Source organism: Microbacterium esteraromaticum (assembly GCF_900163815.1).
Taxonomy (GTDB): Bacteria; Actinomycetota; Actinomycetes; order Actinomycetales; family Microbacteriaceae; genus Microbacterium; species Microbacterium esteraromaticum_B.
The window spans coordinates 543,611-560,620 of record NZ_FUKO01000019.1 but is presented as its reverse complement, the minus strand read 5'-3'; the positions used below and the strand labels follow the sequence as shown (position 1 = coordinate 560,620).

The window sequence follows — 17,010 nt, the reverse complement described above, 5'->3', positions numbered from 1 at the left end:
CTCAGGCTCCTTCCTGACTGCGAACGGTTCGTCGTTCGATGCGCTTCTCGATATCGGATCCGACCTCGATCACCCGGTGCACATACACACCAGGCAGGTGCACGCAGTCGGGATCGAGTTCGCCTGGTTCGACGAGCTTCTCGACCTGCACGATGCAGATGCGGCCAGCCATCGCGGCGAGCGGGTTGAAGTTGCGCGCGGCCTTGTTGAAGATCAGGTTGCCGTGCCGGTCGCCGACGAGAGCGTGCACGAGAGCGAAGTCCGTCGTGATGGACTCCTCCAGCACGAATTCACGCTGCTCGCCGTGGAAGTCGAAGCTGCGCACGTCCTTGACCGGAGAGGCGACATCAATCGTCCCGTCCGGGTGATAGCGGCGCGGGAGCCCGCCCTCGGCGACCTGAGTTCCGACACCCGTCTGAGTGAAGAAAGCAGCGATACCAGAGCCGCCGGCTCGGAGCTTCTCCGCGAGCGTGCCCTGCGGGGTGAGCTCCAGCTCAAGGTCACCTTCAAGGAACTGACGTTCGAACTCCTTGTTCTCTCCCACATACGACGACGTCATCTTGCGGATGCGCTGGGAGCCGAGCAGAATCCCCAGGCCCCAGTCGTCTACGCCGCAGTTGTTGCTGACGACGCTGAGGTCGGTGGTGCCCTGGGCATGCAGCGCCTCGATGAGCGTCATCGGGTTTCCGGACAGGCCGAATCCACCGACAGCCAGCGAGGCTCCGTTGGGGATGTCGGCGACGGCTTCGGCTGCCGATGCGAACTGTTTGTCGATCACAGACCACTCCTTCGTGATGGGGTCTCCTCCAGCATCCGCCTCCTGTGCCGTGCTCGGCAAGCCGGTGCTTGCGATGTGGTCATGAATACGGGTAGCGTCCACATTGTGGCACAGGACTCTTCTCGCAGGCGCACCGTGCCCGGCGCCCAGGCCGTGGCGCGCGCCGCGTCGCTGCTGCGACTCGTGACGGCATGCGCCGACGGCGCATCGCTGCAGAAGCTGGCTCGGGATGCTGAGTTGAGCCGCTCCACCGCTCACCGCCTGCTGACGGCGCTGCGCGTGGAAGGACTGGTGGATCAGGACGAGACGACAGCACTGTGGACACCGGGCCCTGAGCTGTACCTGATGGGAACTGTCGCGGCATCGCGCTATGACGTGACCGAGCTCGCCCGTGACATCGTGCGCTCACTTGCGGTGAAGACCGAGGAGAGCGCGTTCCTCTCCACTCGACGCGGCGATGAGACTGTGTGCCTGGTGCGGGAAGAAGGTCCATTCCCGATCCGGTCGTTCGTGCTCAGCGAGGGCGTGCGCTTTCCGCTGGGAGTGGCCAGCGCCGGCCTGGCGATCCTCTCGTTCCAGCCTGACCACGATGTGGATGCCTACCTTGAACGGCACCCCGAGCTCGAAGAGCGCTGGGGACGCCGGCACGGCGAGAAGCCGCTGCGCACCCGCCTTCGTGAGACGAAGGCCCGTGGGTACGCCGTGAACCCCGGGCTGATCGTGGAGGGATCATGGGGAATGGGGGCTGCCGTGTTCGACCGCGACGGCCGCCCGGAGTGGGCGCTCAGCCTGACCGGCGTGGAATTCCGCTTCGGCCCCGATAGACTCCCGCAGCTCGGCCGCACCCTGCTCGCACACGCGCACCAGCTGTCCTCCCGCCTCGCCGGCGCGCGCCACTGACGTCGCACGTCACGTACGCGCGCTGATCGCACCCGAACTCGCTCAGGTGGCTCGAATCGCCGCATCCTCAACCCGGATGCGGCGATTCGGGGCCCGTCACCCCGTCGCCTGCAACTCGCTGCGGATCAGCGGTGCCAATGCAGCCGCACCGCGACGAGCCATGACGACCGTGTAGTGGTTGAGCTCGTCGAGGTGTTCGTGCCGCACACGCGGGTACGTGGAGATCAGCGTCGCCAGGTGCGCGGGCGGATACAGCCCCGGCTCCTCGTTCTGCAGGCCGCGAGGCACCGTGATGAACAGCGTCGACGCGGGCAGCGCGGCGAGCGCGTCAGGCAGCGCCGTACCGGTGTTCATGTCGAGCGTGTCCTCAGCCATCGTGTCGTAGCTGGTCGCGGGGCGCAGCAGGTCGCCATCCGGGACGAGGTCGTACGCGATGTATGCCTCGATCTCGTCGCTCCAGTCGTCGACGAATGCGGGGTGATCTCGCCAGAACTCAGCGGTGTACTGTTCGACGCTCTCCCACCTGCGAGACAGCCGCTCGGCGGTCGGACCAAGGATCAGCGAGACGAGCTGGGCTGGATCGGTTCCGGCAGGTACTGCCAGGGGAAGTCCCCCGTCGACGAGAATCAGGCGCGTCACGCTCGCCGGATGCCGGTGAGCGAGGGCGACGGCGACGAACGCGCCCATCGAGTGACCGACGACAGTCGTCTCCTCGATGCCCAGAGCATCCAGCACCGCTGCCATGTCGTCGGCATGCGCTGACATGCCTGCGGGCCCGTCAAGAGCATTGCTGGCGCCGCGTCCACGCAGATCAGGGGCGATCACCCGCACCCCCGGCAGCTGTTCGACGACCAGTGGCCACGCCAGGTGCGAAGAGGTCACGCCATGGATCGCGAGGACCGTGTGCTCAGCGGCGCCGTCGGGATCCCAGACACCCACCCGCAGGTCTCCGCCCTCGACGGGCACATCGACGGTGCGATACACATGTGTCATCAGCGAGCACTCCATCCGCCATCCATGGTGTACGACGCGCCGGTGACCATGCCGGCAGCATCCGACACGAGCCACCCGGCGAGCGAGGCGACTTCACTCGCCTCGACGAGCCGCTTGACCGCACTCTCGGTCAGCATGATCTTCTCGACCACCTCGCTCTCGGGTATAGAGTGCAGCCGCGCCTGATCGGCGATCTGCTTCTCGACGAGCGGGGTGCGCACGTAGCCGGGGTTGATGCAGTTGCTGGTCACGCCGTGCGATCCGCCCTCGAGCGCGGCGGTCTTCGACAGGCCTTCCATCCCGTGCTTGGCGGCCACATACGCCGACTTGAATGCACTGGCGCGCAGACCGTGGACACTGGAGATGTTGACGATCCTCCCCCAGCCCCGGTCGTACATGCCGGGGAGCACCGCACGCATCAGCAGGAACGGCGCTTCGAGCATGAGCCGCTGGATGAGCCGGAATGCATCCGGGTCGAAGTCGACGATCGGGCTTACCCGCTGGATGCCGGCGTTGTTGACGAGGATGTCGGCGTCCAGAGCCAGAGCATCCAATGCCTGCGTGTCGGACAGATCGACCACCCAGGCTTCACCACCGACCTCGTCAGCGGCGGTCTGCGCAGCGTCGCCGTTCAGATCGGCGATGATGACGTGGGCTCCGCGGCGCGAGAACTCCTGTGCACAGGCGAAGCCGATGCCGCTGGCACCGCCGGTGATCACTGCTCGCCGACCGGTGAGATCCTGCTCGGTCATCTGTCTGTCCCCTCCGTGGTGTCCGGACGCAGCGCCCGGGCAATGAATCCGCTCATGCCAGCCAGTACGGCCGGGTCGATCTTTGCGGGCGGGCGGCCTTCGGCATCGCGCTCCCAGAGCAGATACCGCATGCCGATCAGCTCTCCAGCGCCCATCAGCGCCCAGGCCACGACTTCCGTGTCGAGCTCGGCGGCGATCTCGCCGTCGCGCTGGGCGGCGTCGAGACCCGCCCGGTACCCGTCGACGATGCGCTCGTAGTGCAGTTTCAGCGTGGCAGGCGAGACGAACTCGGCTTCTCGCACGACCCGGTACAGTGCCGGATGCTCTGCAGTGAACCTGAAGAACCCTTCGAAGCCGAGCCCCTCCGCCTCGATGCGGTTGGTTGCCCCGGCCATGGCTTCCGACATGGAGTGGCGCACTCGGCTGTTCAAATCGATCACGAGCGCTTCGAAGATCGACTGCTTGCTGTCGAAATACAGGTAGAACGTGCCGAGGGCGACTCCGGCGTGCTCGGTGATCTTCACAATCGACGCCTCGTGGTAACCGAGGTCGGCGAAGACCTGCTCAGCCGCCTCCAGCAGCCGGCGCCGGGTCTCCTGACCGCGTTTGGTCAGCGGCCGGCCGGTGGCGGATGAGACGGGAGGAGTGTCGGCGTGAATGGTCATGAGGTCGCCTCCGAAGCGTACGGGCCTGTGGTGCGCGGTTCTGTGGAGAACTGCTGGGTCATGAGGTGGCGCGCTCTTTCGCGCAAGGCCGCCCTGGCCACCTTGTCGATCGCAGAACGCGGCAGCTCGTCGACGAAGACGAACCGTGCGGGAAGTTTGAAATTGGCGAGGCGCTCGGCGGCGAAGGTGCGAAGCTCCTCAGCAGACACGGGAGCGTCGGCGACGACGAATGCGACGCCGCGCTCGCCCCATACCGGGTCCGGTGCTCCCACCACCGCGCATGCCGAGACGAGCGGATGCCGTCGCAGCGCGCGTTCGACCTCGGCTGGTGCGACGTTCTCGCCGCCGGAGACGTAGATCTCCTTCAGGCGGTCGACCACTCGGTGAATGCCCTGCGCATCGCGGTGCACGAGGTCACCGGTGCGCAGCCATTCGCCGTGCATCGCGCGGGCCGTCGCTTCGGCATCGTCGAGATACCCGGCGAAGATGCTCGCCCCGCGCACCCACAGCTCTCCCGTGACAGGACCGTCGAGTTCGAGTTCCGATTCCGGGTCGACGATGCGCACGTCCACCCCGGGGTAGGGCCGGCCGACCGCAGCCGGATGCTGGGCGATGAGGTCAGCGGAGAGGTACAGCACGTTGGGGCCCGCTTCGGTGAGGCCGTATCCCTGTGTGAAGGCGAGACCGCGAGCGGCCCACGTCGATGCGAGACCCTCGGGAACAGTCTCACCGCCGGCGACGATGCGGCGCAGCGATGAGAGATCCGCGGATTCCCAGAGCGGATGCTGACACAGCATCCGGTATTGCGTCGGCACGCCCATCATCGTGGTGACACCACGGTCGACGATGAGCTGCAGCACGCGCCCGGGGTCGAACGAGCGCTCCAGCACGACGGTCGCACCCCGCCACCAGGCCAGCAGCGGCTGCACGTTCCATGCCGCGACATGGTACTGCGGCAGCATCGAGAGCACCACGTCGTCTGCTGACACCGGCATCGCCCGATCGAGAGCGAGGTTGTTCCAGAAGCAGTTCTCGTGGGTGAGTACGACGCCCTTGGGCGCAGCCTCGCTGCCAGAGGTGTAGATGATCAGCAGCGGGTCGTCGTCGCGCGCGGCGCGCCGGGGCGATCGGATGCCGGCAGGCGGCACGTCTGCCTCGACACCGGCCACTCCCAGCGGAACGTGAGTCGGATGCGCCGTTGCGTGCTCGAGCGCTGCCGTGGTGAGGGCGGCATGCTCGTCTTCGATCAGCAGCAGCGCGGGGTCTGATCGCGTGATCAGATCGGACAGCTCCGCCGGGGTCAGCCGCCAGGACAGCGGCAGGAAGGCGATCCCCAATTCTGCGCAGGCGAAGAACGCCACGACATGGTCGGTGGAGTTGCCCGAGACGGTGGCGACGCGCTGACCGGCGCCGTACCCCGCACCGGTCAGCCGGTCGGCGAGAGCGGTGACCCGCGCGGCCAGCGTGCGGTAGTCGGTGCGCACGCCGCGGTCGTCGACAGCGATGTGCTCCGGCGCGGAGACTGCCCGATCGTGCAGCCACCGCCCGATGGTGTGCGGCCCGGCCGCGGCGTCCATCATCTCGTCGCTTCTTCGAACACGCGGTCGTCTTCCATCGCCTCGAGTCCGACGACGGGCGCCGCCTTGCCGCGACGACGTCGCCACAGCGAGTCGACCGTGCCGGCGATGCCACCGGGCAGGAACATCACCACGAGGATGAACAGCACGCCGAGGATGAACAGCGGCTCCGACAGCGGCACGCGCAGCACATCGGGCAGCTCGCGGATCGCATCGGCGCGCGCGAGCACGGTGAGTCGCTGATCGAGGATCGTATAGAGTACACCACCGAGGATGGCACCCCAGCGGAACCCGACGCCACCGAGGACGACCATGACCAGCACGGTGATCGTCAGATCGGCGCCGACCGCGCTGGGCTGCGTGCCCGACTGCAGCAGGAGATAGGCCATTCCGGCCAGCGATGCGCACAGACCCGCGATCACGAAGACGAGCAGCTTCGCACGCGACGGGTGCAGCCCGAGCACGCGCACGCGCAGGTCGTTCTCGCGTGCCGCCGCAGCGAGGTGCCCGAGACGAGAACGATCGACCCAGAGCACGATGAGATAGACGATGACGACCACCGCGAGGGAGATCCAGTAGAGGTTGCGGGTGTTCACCACGCCGACGAGCCAATCCGGAACGCCCTGCGTGTTCAGCCCGAGTCCCTCTTCTCCGCCGGTGACGGCCTGGTTGCGGCGCACGAGAACGGACCCGGCCTGCGCGAAGGCGAGCGTCACCATCGCGAACGGGATGCCATTGACGCGCATCGCCACGGCGCCGGTGACGACGGCGATGACGATACCGCCCAGCAGTGCCGCGAACACGCCGGGCACGAGCGGGAGGTCAGCGGCCTTCAAAAGGATCCCGAGCCCGTAGGCGCCGGCACCGAAGTACAGCGCGTGACCGAACGACAGCATGCCCGCAGTGCCCAGCAGCAGGTTGTACGACAGCGCAAGGGCTGCGAACACCATGCACAGGGACATCAGCGCAAGCGATCCGGGGGTATAGGTCGCCCCGGGAAGGACGCCGGGGATGGAGAGGTTCAGCAGCGGAAGGACGGCCAGGACGGCCACCAGCGCAATGCCGACGGCGAGCGGAATCCAGCGGGATGCGGTGCGCATGCTCAGGCCTTCTTTCCCATGAGGCCTGCAGGGCGAACCAGCAGGACGATGGCGAGCAGGATCACGACGATGAAGTCGCCGGTACCGCCGAGGTAGGTGTTGGCAACCTGCTGCAGCACGGCCACCAGGACGGAGGCGATGGCGGCGCCCGTGAGCGAGCCCAGTCCGCCGACGACCGTGACGATGAAGGCGAAGATCAGCAGAGTCGAGCCGAGGTGCGCCGAGACGTAGGTCATGGCGTGCATGGCCAGCACGCCGCCGATGCCGGCCGCGGCCCCTCCGATGGCGAACACCAGGGTGAACGAGCGGCGCACATCGATGCCGAGCGCCGTGACCATCGCGCGGTTCTCGACCCCGGCGCGGATGATCATCCCGTAGCGCGTCTTCTTCAGGAACAGCACGAGGCCGGCGAGCACGAGGCCCGCAGCGATGATCAGCACCCAGTACTTGTTCGGGATGCTGGCGCCGAGCACCGGAGTGGTCTGGCTGAGCCAGGCCGGCCCCGCGATCGTGATGGGGTCGGTGCCCCAGACGCCCTCGAACAGTGCGATCGCGGCGAAGGAGAGCCCCACCGTGACCAGCACTTGCTCGATATGACGTTCATAGAGCGGACGGATGAGCAGGAGCTCGGTGAGGGCGGCGAACAGCGCCCCGACGAGCGCCCCGACGAGGATCGACAGTAGGAAGCCGCTCCAGGTCGAGGCGCCGATCATCTGCGCGAAGGTCCATCCGACGAAGGCGCTGAGGGTCAGGAAGGCACCGTGCGCGAAGTTCAGCACGTGCATGAGGCCATAGATGAGGCTGAGGCCACTGGCGACGAGGAAGTACAGCGCGCCGAGCCCGAGCCCGATGATGAGGGTGAGGATCAGGGTGCTCATGCGTGTGCCTCCGCACTGACGCCGAGCAGGCGCCGGGTGAGTTCCGGGTCATCGAGGATGTCGACCGCGCGGCCGGTGTACACGACGCGGCCGCCGGCGATCACGATGGCCTTATCGGCCAGTCGGCGCACGACCTCAAGGTTCTGCTCGACCAGCAGCATCGGCACGATCGTCGCCGCTTCGGCGAGTGCATCGGCGACTTCGGTGACGATCTTCGGGGCGAGACCCTTGGTGGGTTCATCCACAAGAAGCAGGCGATTGTCGTTCAGCAGTGATCGCGCCACCGACACCATCTGCTGCTGACCGCCGGAAAGCGTGCCCGCGCGCTGATCACGGCGCGCGACGAGGTCGGGGAAGAGCTCGGCGACGAACTCGCGACGCGGCTCGCGCTGACGCTCGGCGAGCGCCAGGTTCTCGGCGACGGTGAGCCCGGCGAACACCTCGCGGTCCTCCGGCACGTAGCCGACGCCGCGTTGCACGATGCGGTGCGTGCTGAGGTTGTCGATGCGCTCACCATCGAGCAGCACCTCGCCCTTGCGGGAGATGAGTCCGAGAATGCCGCGCAGCGTCGAAGTCTTGCCCGCTCCGTTGCGTCCGAGAACTGCGGTGATGCCGGTTGCCGGCACGTCGAAGCTGACGTCTTCGACGACTTGCTGACCCGCGATGGATGCGCGCAGATTCCGCACCTGAAGGATGGGGGCGGTCATGCGCTCGTTCCCAGGTAGGCACTCTGCACAGTGGGGTTCTCCATGATCTGCTGCGGTGTGTCGACCGCGATGATGTTGCCGAAGTACATCACGGCGACGAGGTCGACGAGGCCCATCAGGACCTCGATGTGGTGCTCCACCATCAGCACGGTGCAGCCCGTCTCGCGCTGCAGTCCGCGGATGCTGTCGACGAGCCCGGCGACGTCGCCGGAAGCGACGCCCGCCATCGGCTCATCCAGCAGCACCAGGCGCGAGCGGGTGGCCAGCAGCACGGCGATCTCGAGCTTGCGCTTGTCGCCGTGCCCGATGTCGCCGGCCCGGGAGTCGAGGTGGTGCGCAAGGCCCACAGAGCGCAGCAGTTCCTCAGCGCGGATGCTGGCGGCATCCGTCTTCTTCGGGAAGTGGAACAGCGAATAGCTGCCCCCCTCTGCCGCTTGCACGGCGATGCGCACGTTCTCGCGCACGGAGAGCTGTGGGAACAGGCTCGATGTCTGAAAGGTTCTCCCCAGTCCCGCCCGTGCACGCTGCGGCACGCTGTCGCGAGTGATGTCGACACCGTCGAGGAGAATGCGGCCGGCGGTCGGCCGGATCACTCCGGAGACGGCGTTGAACAGCGTGGTCTTGCCTGCACCGTTGGGGCCGATCACTCCGACGAGTGCTCCGGGGGCGACATCGAGGTCAACGTCCTTGAGGATCGTCGCTCCCCCGATGTCGAGCCCGAGGCCTTCGACTCGCAATGCGGCTCCGCCGAGGGGCGGGACTGGGGTATTCATGCGGTGTGATTCCTTCGGGTCACGGAGCGACGTCAGCGGCCGGGGCGGTCGCGACGAGCTCGGCGATGAACGAGTCGCCCTCGGCGACGAGCTTCACCTGGAACATGTCCTGGAGCAGCGCGTGGTCATCAGCGCGCACGGTGTTCGCGCCCTTGGGTCCCTCGAACTCGAAGCCCTCGAGTGCGGCGATCATGGCGTCCACGTCGCCCTTGCCCTCCTTGATGGCCTGCACGAGCATGATGGCCGCGTTGAAGCCGTCCGGGCTGAACAGGTCGGGCTCGGCGCCTGCCTTCTCCAGGCCTTCGATCATCGCGGTGTTGACCTTGTTGTCGGTGGCTCCGCCGAAGTAGTGGTTGAGGAAGTTGATCTGCTCCGAGGCGACGCCATAGGCGCCGAAGGTGGAGCTATCGCCGAGACCGGTGACGACCGGGGTCTCGTCGAGGACGCCCTGCTGGCTCATCGCCTGCCACATGGCTCCGGAAGTGGCTCCTGCCCACGCGACGAAGACGAGGTCGGGGGAGGCAGACAGCACCTGCTGCGCGAACGGAGTGAACTCGGTGACGTCCTCGGCGACGAGCACCGAATCCACGGTCGCTCCCTTGCCTCCGAGGATGGCGTCGACCGCAGCGACGTTGCCCTGTCCGAAGGCATTGTTCTGCGCGAACACGACGACCTTCTTGCCCTGGATGTCGTCCAGGAAGGTACCCGCCGTGGCGACGTCCTGTGCGGACTGGCGACCGGAGCGGAAGGTGTAGTCGTTGATCCCCGTGATCGCGTCGGCAGCCGCCGGGCCGGAGATGAAGAGCACCTTGTTCTGCGCTGCCTGCTCGGCCATCGCGAGCGCGACACCGGAGGAAGCGCTGCCCATCAGGATGTTGACGCCATCGCCGATCAGTTCCTTGGCCGCGGTCACCGCCGTGTCGGGGTCACCCGCGTCGTCACGATTCTCGATGACGATCTTGATGCCATCGACCTCGCCGGTGCCGTCGGTGGCGTAGTCGAGACCGACAGCGAAGGCGTCGAGATACTGCTTGCCGTACCCGGCGAGCGGGCCGGTTTCACTGGTGATGACGCCGACTCGCACCTCTTCCGGGCCTGTGTCACCGCCTTCAGAGGGTCCGGCGTCTGCCTGCGGTGCGCAGGCCGAGAGAACGAGGGCAGCGGTGGCGAGCACCGAGCCGATGAGCAACTTCTTCGAAACCCGCATCTGCAGAGCCTTTCAACGTTGGAAGGTCGGGAAACATGAAACCCGATTCAGGTAACTGGAAGCGTATGCGGATGCTACCGATTCGTCAAGCCGACTTTGCGCATACATACCAGGTGATATATACTTGGTGATATGCAAAAGGTTGACGTCGTGAGCTCGATCATCCTCTCCGCGCACGCGCTGGCTCGTATTGCCGCACAAGAAGCCGGGAACGAGACGCCCTCAGCACAGTGGCGCACCCTCAGCATCCTCGAGCAGCACGGCGGGATGCGTCTGGGCGCTCTGGCCCAGGCAACCCGGACGACCCAACCGGGCATGACTCGCCTGGTCGGCGCACTGGAGCAGGCTGGCCTCGTCACCCGCTCTCCCGACCCGGCCGACTCACGGGCGACGCTGGTCGACGTGACCGCAGCCGGCTCAGCTGCTCTGCACACCTGGCAGGTGGAACTGCGCGAGACTCTCGCGCCCCGTTTCGCCGCCCTCAGCGCTGACGACTGGCGAGCATTGCAACGCACCGCGGAGATCCTCGGTGCGCACACCCAGGAGCACCAGAAGAATTTCGCACTTCAATCGACAGGAGAAAGCGCATGAGCGCGACCCGCACAGGATCGGTATGGCGTCAGCCAGCACAAGTATGGGCGGTCGCATTCGCGTGCGTCGTCGCATTCATGGGCATCGGGCTCGTGGACCCGATCCTTCCGGCGATCGCTGACTCCCTGCAGGCGTCTCCGGTCGAGACGGAGCTACTCTTCACCAGCTACCTGCTCGTGACGGGTCTTGCGATGCTCGTGACCAGCTGGATCTCGAGCAGAATCGGCGCGAAGGCGACACTGCTCATCGGCTTGGGCCTGATCGTCGCATTCGCCCTCCTGTGCGCTCTGAGCGGCAGCGTCGACATGGTGATCGGGTTCCGGGCGGGCTGGGGACTAGGCAACGCCCTATTCATCTCCACCGCCCTCGCGACGGTCGTCGGCGCCGCATCCGGCGGAAGCGCGGCAGCCATCGTGCTCTACGAGGCTGCGCTCGGCATCGGCATCGCAGTCGGCCCCCTGCTCGGCGGACTCCTGGGCGAACAGAGCTGGCGGGCGCCATTCTTCGGGGTCGTCGTGCTGATGGCCATTGCCTTCGTCGCGATTCTGCTGTTGATGCGCGGTCCAGCCAGCCCCCGTCAGCCGATGCCGCTCAGCGCACCGCTGCGCGCATTGGGCCGCCCGGCGCTGGCGATCCTCGCCGTCGCGGCGCTGTTCTACAACATCGGCTTCTTCGTCCTGCTGGCGTTCTCGCCGTTCCCGCTCGGGTTCGGTGCGATGGGCATCGGCTTCACGTTCTTCGGCTGGGGCGTCGGCCTTGCGGTGACCAGCGTGTGGGTCGCCCCGGTGCTGATGCGCCGGCTGGCGCGCACGACCATCATTCTGACGATGCTGCCGCTGCTTGCGGTCGATCTCATCGCCGCAGGCCTCGTCGTGGGCAATCCGGCAGCGCTGGTCGTCGCCATCATCGTCGGAGGACTGCTGCTGGGCATCATGAACACGGTGCTCACCGAAGCGGTCATGGAAGCCACTGATCTGCCGCGCTCCGTGGCATCCTCCGCCTACTCGGCCGTGCGATTCATCGGCGGAGCAATGGCACCGCCGATCGCTGCGGCTCTCGCACACGCCTTCAACGACACCGTGCCGTACTTCTTCGCCGCGACATCGGTGCTGATCGCTGCACTGACCGTTCTGCTCGGTCGTCGTGTGCTCGCGCACATCGACGATGCCGGCCAGGGCGCGGGTGAAGACGCTGAGGCCATCCTCGTCGGAGACGCCGCCTGAGCGGTATACCCTCAGCTCATTCGACCATGAGATCGTCGATGTTCAAGTCGTCATCGAGCAGGCAGTAGATGATGAGGTCGGGGTACTCCTCTGGGGCGATGTAGAGCAGGGTCATGCCGCCATCGCCGAAGACCACCACCCCATCGAGCGCGAGATCTTCCTTGACGGACGCCAGTGCCTCTTCGAGATCGACGTCTTCATCGTCTTCGTATGTGGTCTCGGTGAGCTCCTCAGCGACCTCGCGCTGTCGCGAATCGAGGATCTCGTCCGTCAGCCGGGCGAGCGCCGATTGCACGGTCGCCTGCATGGTGTCCATGTCCGGCAGGTCTTCGCGTTCGAGGTCGTCATCGTCGTCGCCCTGATCATCGTCATCGTCCGTGCCGCGGTCGAACTCCTCGTCGAAGTCGTACTCCACGGTGACTCGGCGTCCGCCAGGCAGTTCGACGCTGGCCGTCAGGGCGCCGTCTTCATCCGTATCGATGTCATCGAGTGTGATCATGAGAGCCTCCTCGCTCGTCATGATCTCACCGCTTCACGCGTGAGGGAAGAGGCGGATGCCGGGTTCGGGAATTCCACGGCTCCCAGAAAGTGAAACAGCCTCAGAAACTGGCGAGAGTTTCTGAGGCTGATCCGTGCACCCCCAGGGACTTGAACCCTGAACCCATTGATTAAGAGTCAATTGCTCTGCCGATTGAGCTAGAGGTGCATGGCCGGAAAACTTCCCCGGCCGAGGAATTACGTTACCAGCCGCGGGGAGGCGTACCAAATCGTAATCATCTCGGGCGCGTTGCAGCAAGGCTCGCGACAGAGGGCGCGGGCTATCCTGGAAAAGTGACAGTCTCCCCCGCCGCCACAGGCTTCGATGCCGACCTCGCCCTGGCTCTTCGTCTTGCCGACGCCGCCGACGAACAGTCGCTGACCCGATTCGACGCCGCCGATCTGCAGGTGTCCCTCAAAGCCGACCGTTCGCACGTCACAGATGCCGATCTCGCTACCGAGCGGGCCATCCGCGAGATCCTGACGGCCGAGCGCCCCGATGATGGCATCTTCGGCGAAGAATTCGGCTCGGTCGGAGACACGCACCGGCAGTGGATCATCGACCCGATCGATGGCACCGCCAACTTCCTGCGCGGCGTGCCGCTGTGGGGGACGATGATCGCCCTCGCAGTCGACGGGGTGCCGCAGGTGGGCGTTGTTAGCATGCCCGCGCTCGACCGCAGGTGGTGGGGCGCGGCAGGCCTCGGCGCGTGGACGGCAACGCCAGACGCGCCGCGTCGCCTCTCGGTGTCGGACGTGGACTCTTTGGACGATGCCAGCGTCAGCTTTCAGAGCATCGCGCAGTGGGCCGATGCGGGGAAGCTGCCTGAGCTCCTCGCCGTCGCCGAACGCGTCTGGCGAGACCGCGCCTACGGTGACGTGTTCAGCTACATGCTGCTCGCCGAGGGGCGAATCGACATGGTCGCCGAGTTCGATGTCAAGGAGTACGACATCGCCGCCGCCGTTCCCATCGTCCGCGAGGCAGGCGGACGCATGACTTCCTTCGATGGCGCGGAGACCCTGTGCGCGCTGTCTGCACTCGCCACAAACGGCACCCTGCACGTCCCTTTCCTCGACCTGTTCCGCGACGTACCCCGCCCCTGAGCGCGCTGCGCACCTCTCCCCCACGGATCACATGAAAAATCGCATCCCCCTTGCTGCCGCCACTGTGCTCGCAGCGCTGTCTCTCGTCGCTTGCGGTGGATCTCCCACCGACGAAGCGTCGACAACCCCCACCTCGACGCCGGAGCAGCCGCAGGCGACGATCTCCTCCACACCAGAAGGCCAACCGGCACCGGAGCAGCCATCCGCGGATCCGACCTGCGAGACGATCGTCTCGGAGGGAACAGTCGACGCACTGACCTCGCAGGGCTGGACGTTCGAAGAGGAAGAGTTCCGCATCGGCGAGACGCTGATCGAAGACGGCCTGCTGTGCATGTGGGCGGATTTCACCACCGCATCCGACCACGGTCAGATGTATGCGTGGGGGCCGACCGACACGGTCACCGCAGACGCGGCGAAATCGAATCTCGTCCGTGATGGGTGGTTGCGCTCAGCGGAAGACGGAAACACGATCTTCACTGAGGACCCGGCCTACGCCATCGCCACCGATGAAGACGGTTTCGGCATGACATATGAATTCGGAGACGGCTGGGTGAAGTTCTCCGACACGAAGCAGGGACTGCTGCTCATCGATTGGAAGAGCTGAGCAGTCGCCTGCCAGGGGTGCCGCGCTTCATGCGGCACCCGACGCTCACTTGTTGTTCTGGTTCCAGTTGTCGCTGCGCTTGGTGGCGGAGCCACGCTGACGCATGACCCATGCCAGTGCGAGGCTCACCAGGAGAATGCCTGCGGTGAAGGCCAGGCCCTGACCGGTCGGAAGCGAGTGGGAGATCCCGAAAAGGTAGAAACCACCGAGGAACAGCACCATGAACACAATGAAATCGACCACGTCGAAAGCCTCCAGAACGTCGGATAACTTCTCCAGCTTAGCCGCCTCGGAGCCGATGACGCCGCAGGCCTCGTCGGCGTGGATGCGCGCTAAGTTGGTTGGCATGTCGAAGAGGACGCCGTGACGGCGAGCAGTGCCGGTTCGGTGCGGCGAGGACGCCCCGGATATGATCGCGCGGATGTCATTCGCGTTGGCGTCGAGCTGTTCAATCAGCAGGGTTACGACGCAACGTCGGTATCGGATCTGACAAGCCGGCTCGGGGTGACGAAATCCGCGCTGTACCACCACGTCGATTCCAAGCAGCAGATCCTCGAGATCGCGTTGGAAGACGCACTGGGCGGTCTCGAGCAGGCCATGGATGCCGCACAGCGGCAGCCGACGGCTGCGGAGCGGCTGCGGTCGATCATCCGTGGTGCGGTGCACGTGCTCACTCAGAGACAGCCGCAGGTCACACTGCTGCTGCGGCTGCGCGGAAACAGCGACATCGAACTCGCCGCTCTGGAACGTCGACGCCGATTCGATCACATGGTGACCGCCCTGGTGCGAGAGGCGCAGTCCGAAGGGCTCGTGCGGGCGGATCTCGATGCGGGCGTTGCGACGCGACTGATCTTCGGCATGATCAACTCCGTCGTCGAGTGGTACCGGGTGGACGGTCCGGTCGACCCCACGCTGCTCGGCGAGGAGATCCTCGCGGTCGCGCTCGACGGTCTGCGTCCGCGCTAGCTGCGCTCGGAGCGCCGTCGCACGCCTGCACCCTCGGCGCTCCGAAGAGCGACGAGGGCGCAGTTCAGGCTGGGCAACAGCGCAGCAGAGCGCAGATGCTCAGTCGCGGAGATCTTCCTTCGCGTCATTGCGAGCCTTCACCGAATCGCGCTCGGCTTCTGCCTTCTTCACGTCGGCTTCGGCCTTCATCTCGTCAGCCTTGTCCTTGACGCGCTCCACGGTGTCGTCGACAGCACGTCCGGCCTGCTTGGCGGCCTCGTCGATCGTCTCTTTCGCATCATCGAAGATTCCCATAGTGGTTCCTCCCTCGTAGTGGATGAGTCACCCTACTCGCCTTCCGTGAACACGGCGACCAGGCCGCTCGCCGCATCGTCGTCAATGTGCACAGAAAAACCCCGCGGCCCTCACTCTCGTAGGGACCGCGGGGTTGTTCGCAGTGACAGCGGCTGGTGGAGCTGGGGGGAATCGAACCCCCGTCCGACACTGAAAATCGGCGTCTTCTCCGGGCGCAGTCTGTGAAGACGTTCTGCTCGGCTCCGACCTTTGTCACAGACACCTAAGTCGACGAGCCCAGCCTGGGAAGAGTCCCACGTGACGTCCAGACGCCATCACGCAGCAAGATTCCTAAATGACGCCAGGGTCCGTATCGGAATCACATACGGTCTGACGGACTATCGGGCTCGCTTATGCAGCGAGGGCGAAGTCGTTGCGCTTTGTTTCGGCAACTATGGTTTTGCAGGGAGCGTTCACGAGATAACCCTGCATCCTCGGCCCGCTTCTCGTCGATACACAAGCGCCGTCGAAACCGATCAGCCCCGTGAACCTTCTCGCGAAGGAGCCACTGTCACACTGTTGAATTACCATGTGGATGCCGCAGCATCCAGCCTCTCAGGGTACAACGGATTCGAATCGCGCGCCATTCCCGCCTGCCGGCTGTCTGAATGTCCCTTCGGTGTCGTACAGTCACTGCCATGAGCGATGTCATCATCACCGTCCGTGGCGAGCACGAGCTGCGTGTGTCTCCCGAGCGCGCCACTGTCCATCTGACCGTCGCACTGGACGGCCCCGATCGCGCAGACGTCGTCGAGCGCACTCTGGCACTCGCTGCCCCCGTGCGCGACAGCATCACCTCGCGTGAGACCGCTGGCAGCGTGACCGAGTGGACCAGTCAGCGCATGAGCGTGCTCGCGGAGCGACCATGGAACAACGAGGGCAAGCGTCTCGCTCCGGTCTACCGCGCCACGGTCGAGTTCACAGCCACCTTCTCCGACATCTCCGAGATGTCTGTCTGGGCGACGGAGCTCTCCGTCGATGATGGCGTCTCGCTGGGCTACATCGACTGGCATCTGACGCCGCAGACCGAGGCCGAGGTGGAGCGCGAGGTGGCGACTCAGGCGGTTGGTGTAGCGGTCTCGCGTGCACGCGCATATGCCGAAGCACTCGGCCTGAAGAACGTCACACCGCTGGAGATCGCCGATCGGGGTCTGATCTCCGAGGGCGCTGGCCAGATGTCGAAGGCGCTCGCTGTGGGCGGGATGATGTCGATGGATGCAGCGGCGCCGGCCATGGAGTTCCAGGCCGAGGAGATCGCCGTCTCCGCCACCGTGGAGGGCCGCTTCGCCGCCAACTGAGACGCACGTCTCGCGCCGCCGGCC

At 65.8% G+C, this 17,010-nt stretch carries 20 protein-coding genes, 1 tRNA gene and 1 other RNA gene; 7 read left to right on the top strand and 15 right to left on the bottom strand.

Annotated features, from left to right (window positions below):
* Position 1: 1 nt before the first annotated feature.
* Positions 2–778 (bottom strand): CoA transferase subunit A, encoded by a 777-nt coding sequence (locus FM104_RS08140; protein WP_087131002.1) that lies wholly within the window; start codon positions 776–778, stop codon positions 2–4.
* Between the two features lie 81 nt (positions 779–859).
* On the opposite strand from FM104_RS08140, the gene FM104_RS08135 reads away from it, so the two are divergent.
* Positions 860–1,678 (top strand): IclR family transcriptional regulator, encoded by an 819-nt coding sequence (locus tag FM104_RS08135; RefSeq protein ID WP_087130999.1) that lies wholly within the window; start codon positions 860–862, stop codon positions 1,676–1,678.
* 96 nt (positions 1,679–1,774) lie between these two features.
* Here the strand turns inward: FM104_RS08135 and FM104_RS08130 are convergent, their stop codons facing one another.
* From FM104_RS08130 to FM104_RS08090, 9 genes are read right to left on the bottom strand one after another with little or no spacing between them, the layout of a single operon-like run.
* Complete coding sequence (locus tag FM104_RS08130; RefSeq protein ID WP_256971563.1) at positions 1,775–2,671, bottom strand: alpha/beta hydrolase; 897 nt, start codon at positions 2,669–2,671, stop codon at positions 1,775–1,777.
* Positions 2,671–3,423: a 3-hydroxybutyrate dehydrogenase gene (locus FM104_RS08125; protein WP_087130996.1), complete on the bottom strand. Its 753-nt coding sequence runs from the start codon at positions 3,421–3,423 to the stop codon at positions 2,671–2,673. The genes FM104_RS08130 and FM104_RS08125 overlap by 1 nt, the downstream gene beginning before the upstream one ends.
* On the bottom strand, positions 3,420–4,088 hold the full coding sequence (locus FM104_RS08120) for a TetR/AcrR family transcriptional regulator (RefSeq protein WP_087130995.1): 669 nt from the start codon (positions 4,086–4,088) through the stop codon (positions 3,420–3,422). The genes FM104_RS08125 and FM104_RS08120 overlap by 4 nt, the downstream gene beginning before the upstream one ends.
* Positions 4,085–5,668, bottom strand: coding sequence for a class I adenylate-forming enzyme family protein (locus FM104_RS08115; protein WP_306298517.1), 1,584 nt, complete (start codon positions 5,666–5,668; stop codon positions 4,085–4,087). Before FM104_RS08115 ends, FM104_RS08120 begins: the two co-directional genes overlap by 4 nt.
* Positions 5,665–6,765 (bottom strand): branched-chain amino acid ABC transporter permease, encoded by a 1,101-nt coding sequence (locus FM104_RS08110; protein ID WP_087130993.1) that lies wholly within the window; start codon positions 6,763–6,765, stop codon positions 5,665–5,667. The genes FM104_RS08115 and FM104_RS08110 overlap by 4 nt, the downstream gene beginning before the upstream one ends.
* A gap of 2 nt (positions 6,766–6,767) precedes the next feature.
* Positions 6,768–7,643, bottom strand: a complete 876-nt coding sequence (locus FM104_RS08105) for a branched-chain amino acid ABC transporter permease (protein WP_087130991.1) — start codon at positions 7,641–7,643, stop codon at positions 6,768–6,770.
* A complete protein-coding gene (locus FM104_RS08100; protein ID WP_087130988.1) occupies positions 7,640–8,350 on the bottom strand; it encodes an ABC transporter ATP-binding protein in 711 nt (236 codons plus the stop codon). Before FM104_RS08100 ends, FM104_RS08105 begins: the two co-directional genes overlap by 4 nt.
* Entirely contained in the window at positions 8,347–9,123 is a 777-nt protein-coding gene (locus FM104_RS08095; protein WP_087130985.1) for an ABC transporter ATP-binding protein, read from the bottom strand. Before FM104_RS08095 ends, FM104_RS08100 begins: the two co-directional genes overlap by 4 nt.
* Before the next feature lie 19 nt (positions 9,124–9,142).
* The gene (locus tag FM104_RS08090) at positions 9,143–10,330 is read right to left on the bottom strand and encodes a substrate-binding domain-containing protein (protein WP_087130981.1); all 1,188 of its coding nucleotides are present in this window, start codon (positions 10,328–10,330) and stop codon (positions 9,143–9,145) included.
* 132 nt (positions 10,331–10,462) lie between these two features.
* Here FM104_RS08090 and FM104_RS08085 point away from each other — a divergent pair, with 132 nt between their 5' ends.
* Entirely contained in the window at positions 10,463–10,921 is a 459-nt protein-coding gene (locus FM104_RS08085) for a MarR family winged helix-turn-helix transcriptional regulator (RefSeq protein WP_087130978.1), read from the top strand.
* On the top strand, positions 10,918–12,144 hold the full coding sequence (locus FM104_RS08080; RefSeq protein ID WP_087130975.1) for an MFS transporter: 1,227 nt from the start codon (positions 10,918–10,920) through the stop codon (positions 12,142–12,144). Before FM104_RS08085 ends, FM104_RS08080 begins: the two co-directional genes overlap by 4 nt.
* Before the next feature lie 16 nt (positions 12,145–12,160).
* On the opposite strand, the gene FM104_RS08075 is transcribed toward FM104_RS08080, so the two are convergent.
* Both FM104_RS08075 and FM104_RS08070 read right to left on the bottom strand, forming a co-directional pair.
* Complete coding sequence (locus tag FM104_RS08075) at positions 12,161–12,643, bottom strand: hypothetical protein (protein ID WP_087130972.1); 483 nt, start codon at positions 12,641–12,643, stop codon at positions 12,161–12,163.
* A gap of 134 nt (positions 12,644–12,777) precedes the next feature.
* Positions 12,778–12,850: transfer RNA gene (locus FM104_RS08070), tRNA-Lys, on the bottom strand.
* Between the two features lie 125 nt (positions 12,851–12,975).
* Here FM104_RS08070 and FM104_RS08065 point away from each other — a divergent pair.
* Positions 12,976–13,785: an inositol monophosphatase family protein gene (locus FM104_RS08065; protein ID WP_087130969.1), complete on the top strand. Its 810-nt coding sequence runs from the start codon at positions 12,976–12,978 to the stop codon at positions 13,783–13,785.
* Positions 13,786–13,816: 31 nt separating this feature from the next.
* Entirely contained in the window at positions 13,817–14,389 is a 573-nt protein-coding gene (locus tag FM104_RS08060) for a hypothetical protein (RefSeq protein WP_087130966.1), read from the top strand.
* Between the two features lie 45 nt (positions 14,390–14,434).
* Here the strand turns inward: FM104_RS08060 and FM104_RS16740 are convergent, their stop codons facing one another.
* Complete coding sequence (locus FM104_RS16740) at positions 14,435–14,920, bottom strand: hypothetical protein (RefSeq protein WP_256971578.1); 486 nt, start codon at positions 14,918–14,920, stop codon at positions 14,435–14,437.
* Here FM104_RS16740 and FM104_RS08050 point away from each other — a divergent pair.
* Positions 14,816–15,355, top strand: a complete 540-nt coding sequence (locus tag FM104_RS08050; protein ID WP_256971577.1) for a TetR/AcrR family transcriptional regulator — start codon at positions 14,816–14,818, stop codon at positions 15,353–15,355. The two genes, FM104_RS16740 and FM104_RS08050, sit on opposite strands and share 105 nt — an antisense overlap.
* A gap of 99 nt (positions 15,356–15,454) precedes the next feature.
* Here the strand turns inward: FM104_RS08050 and FM104_RS08045 are convergent, their stop codons facing one another.
* Both FM104_RS08045 and ssrA read right to left on the bottom strand, forming a co-directional pair.
* On the bottom strand, positions 15,455–15,649 hold the full coding sequence (locus FM104_RS08045) for a hypothetical protein (protein ID WP_087130957.1): 195 nt from the start codon (positions 15,647–15,649) through the stop codon (positions 15,455–15,457).
* Between the two features lie 153 nt (positions 15,650–15,802).
* Positions 15,803–16,172: a transfer-messenger RNA gene (gene ssrA, locus FM104_RS08040) on the bottom strand.
* 154 nt (positions 16,173–16,326) lie between these two features.
* Between ssrA and FM104_RS08035 the strand changes: the two genes are divergently transcribed.
* Complete coding sequence (locus FM104_RS08035; protein WP_087130955.1) at positions 16,327–16,986, top strand: SIMPL domain-containing protein; 660 nt, start codon at positions 16,327–16,329, stop codon at positions 16,984–16,986.
* Positions 16,987–17,010 lie beyond the last annotated feature (24 nt).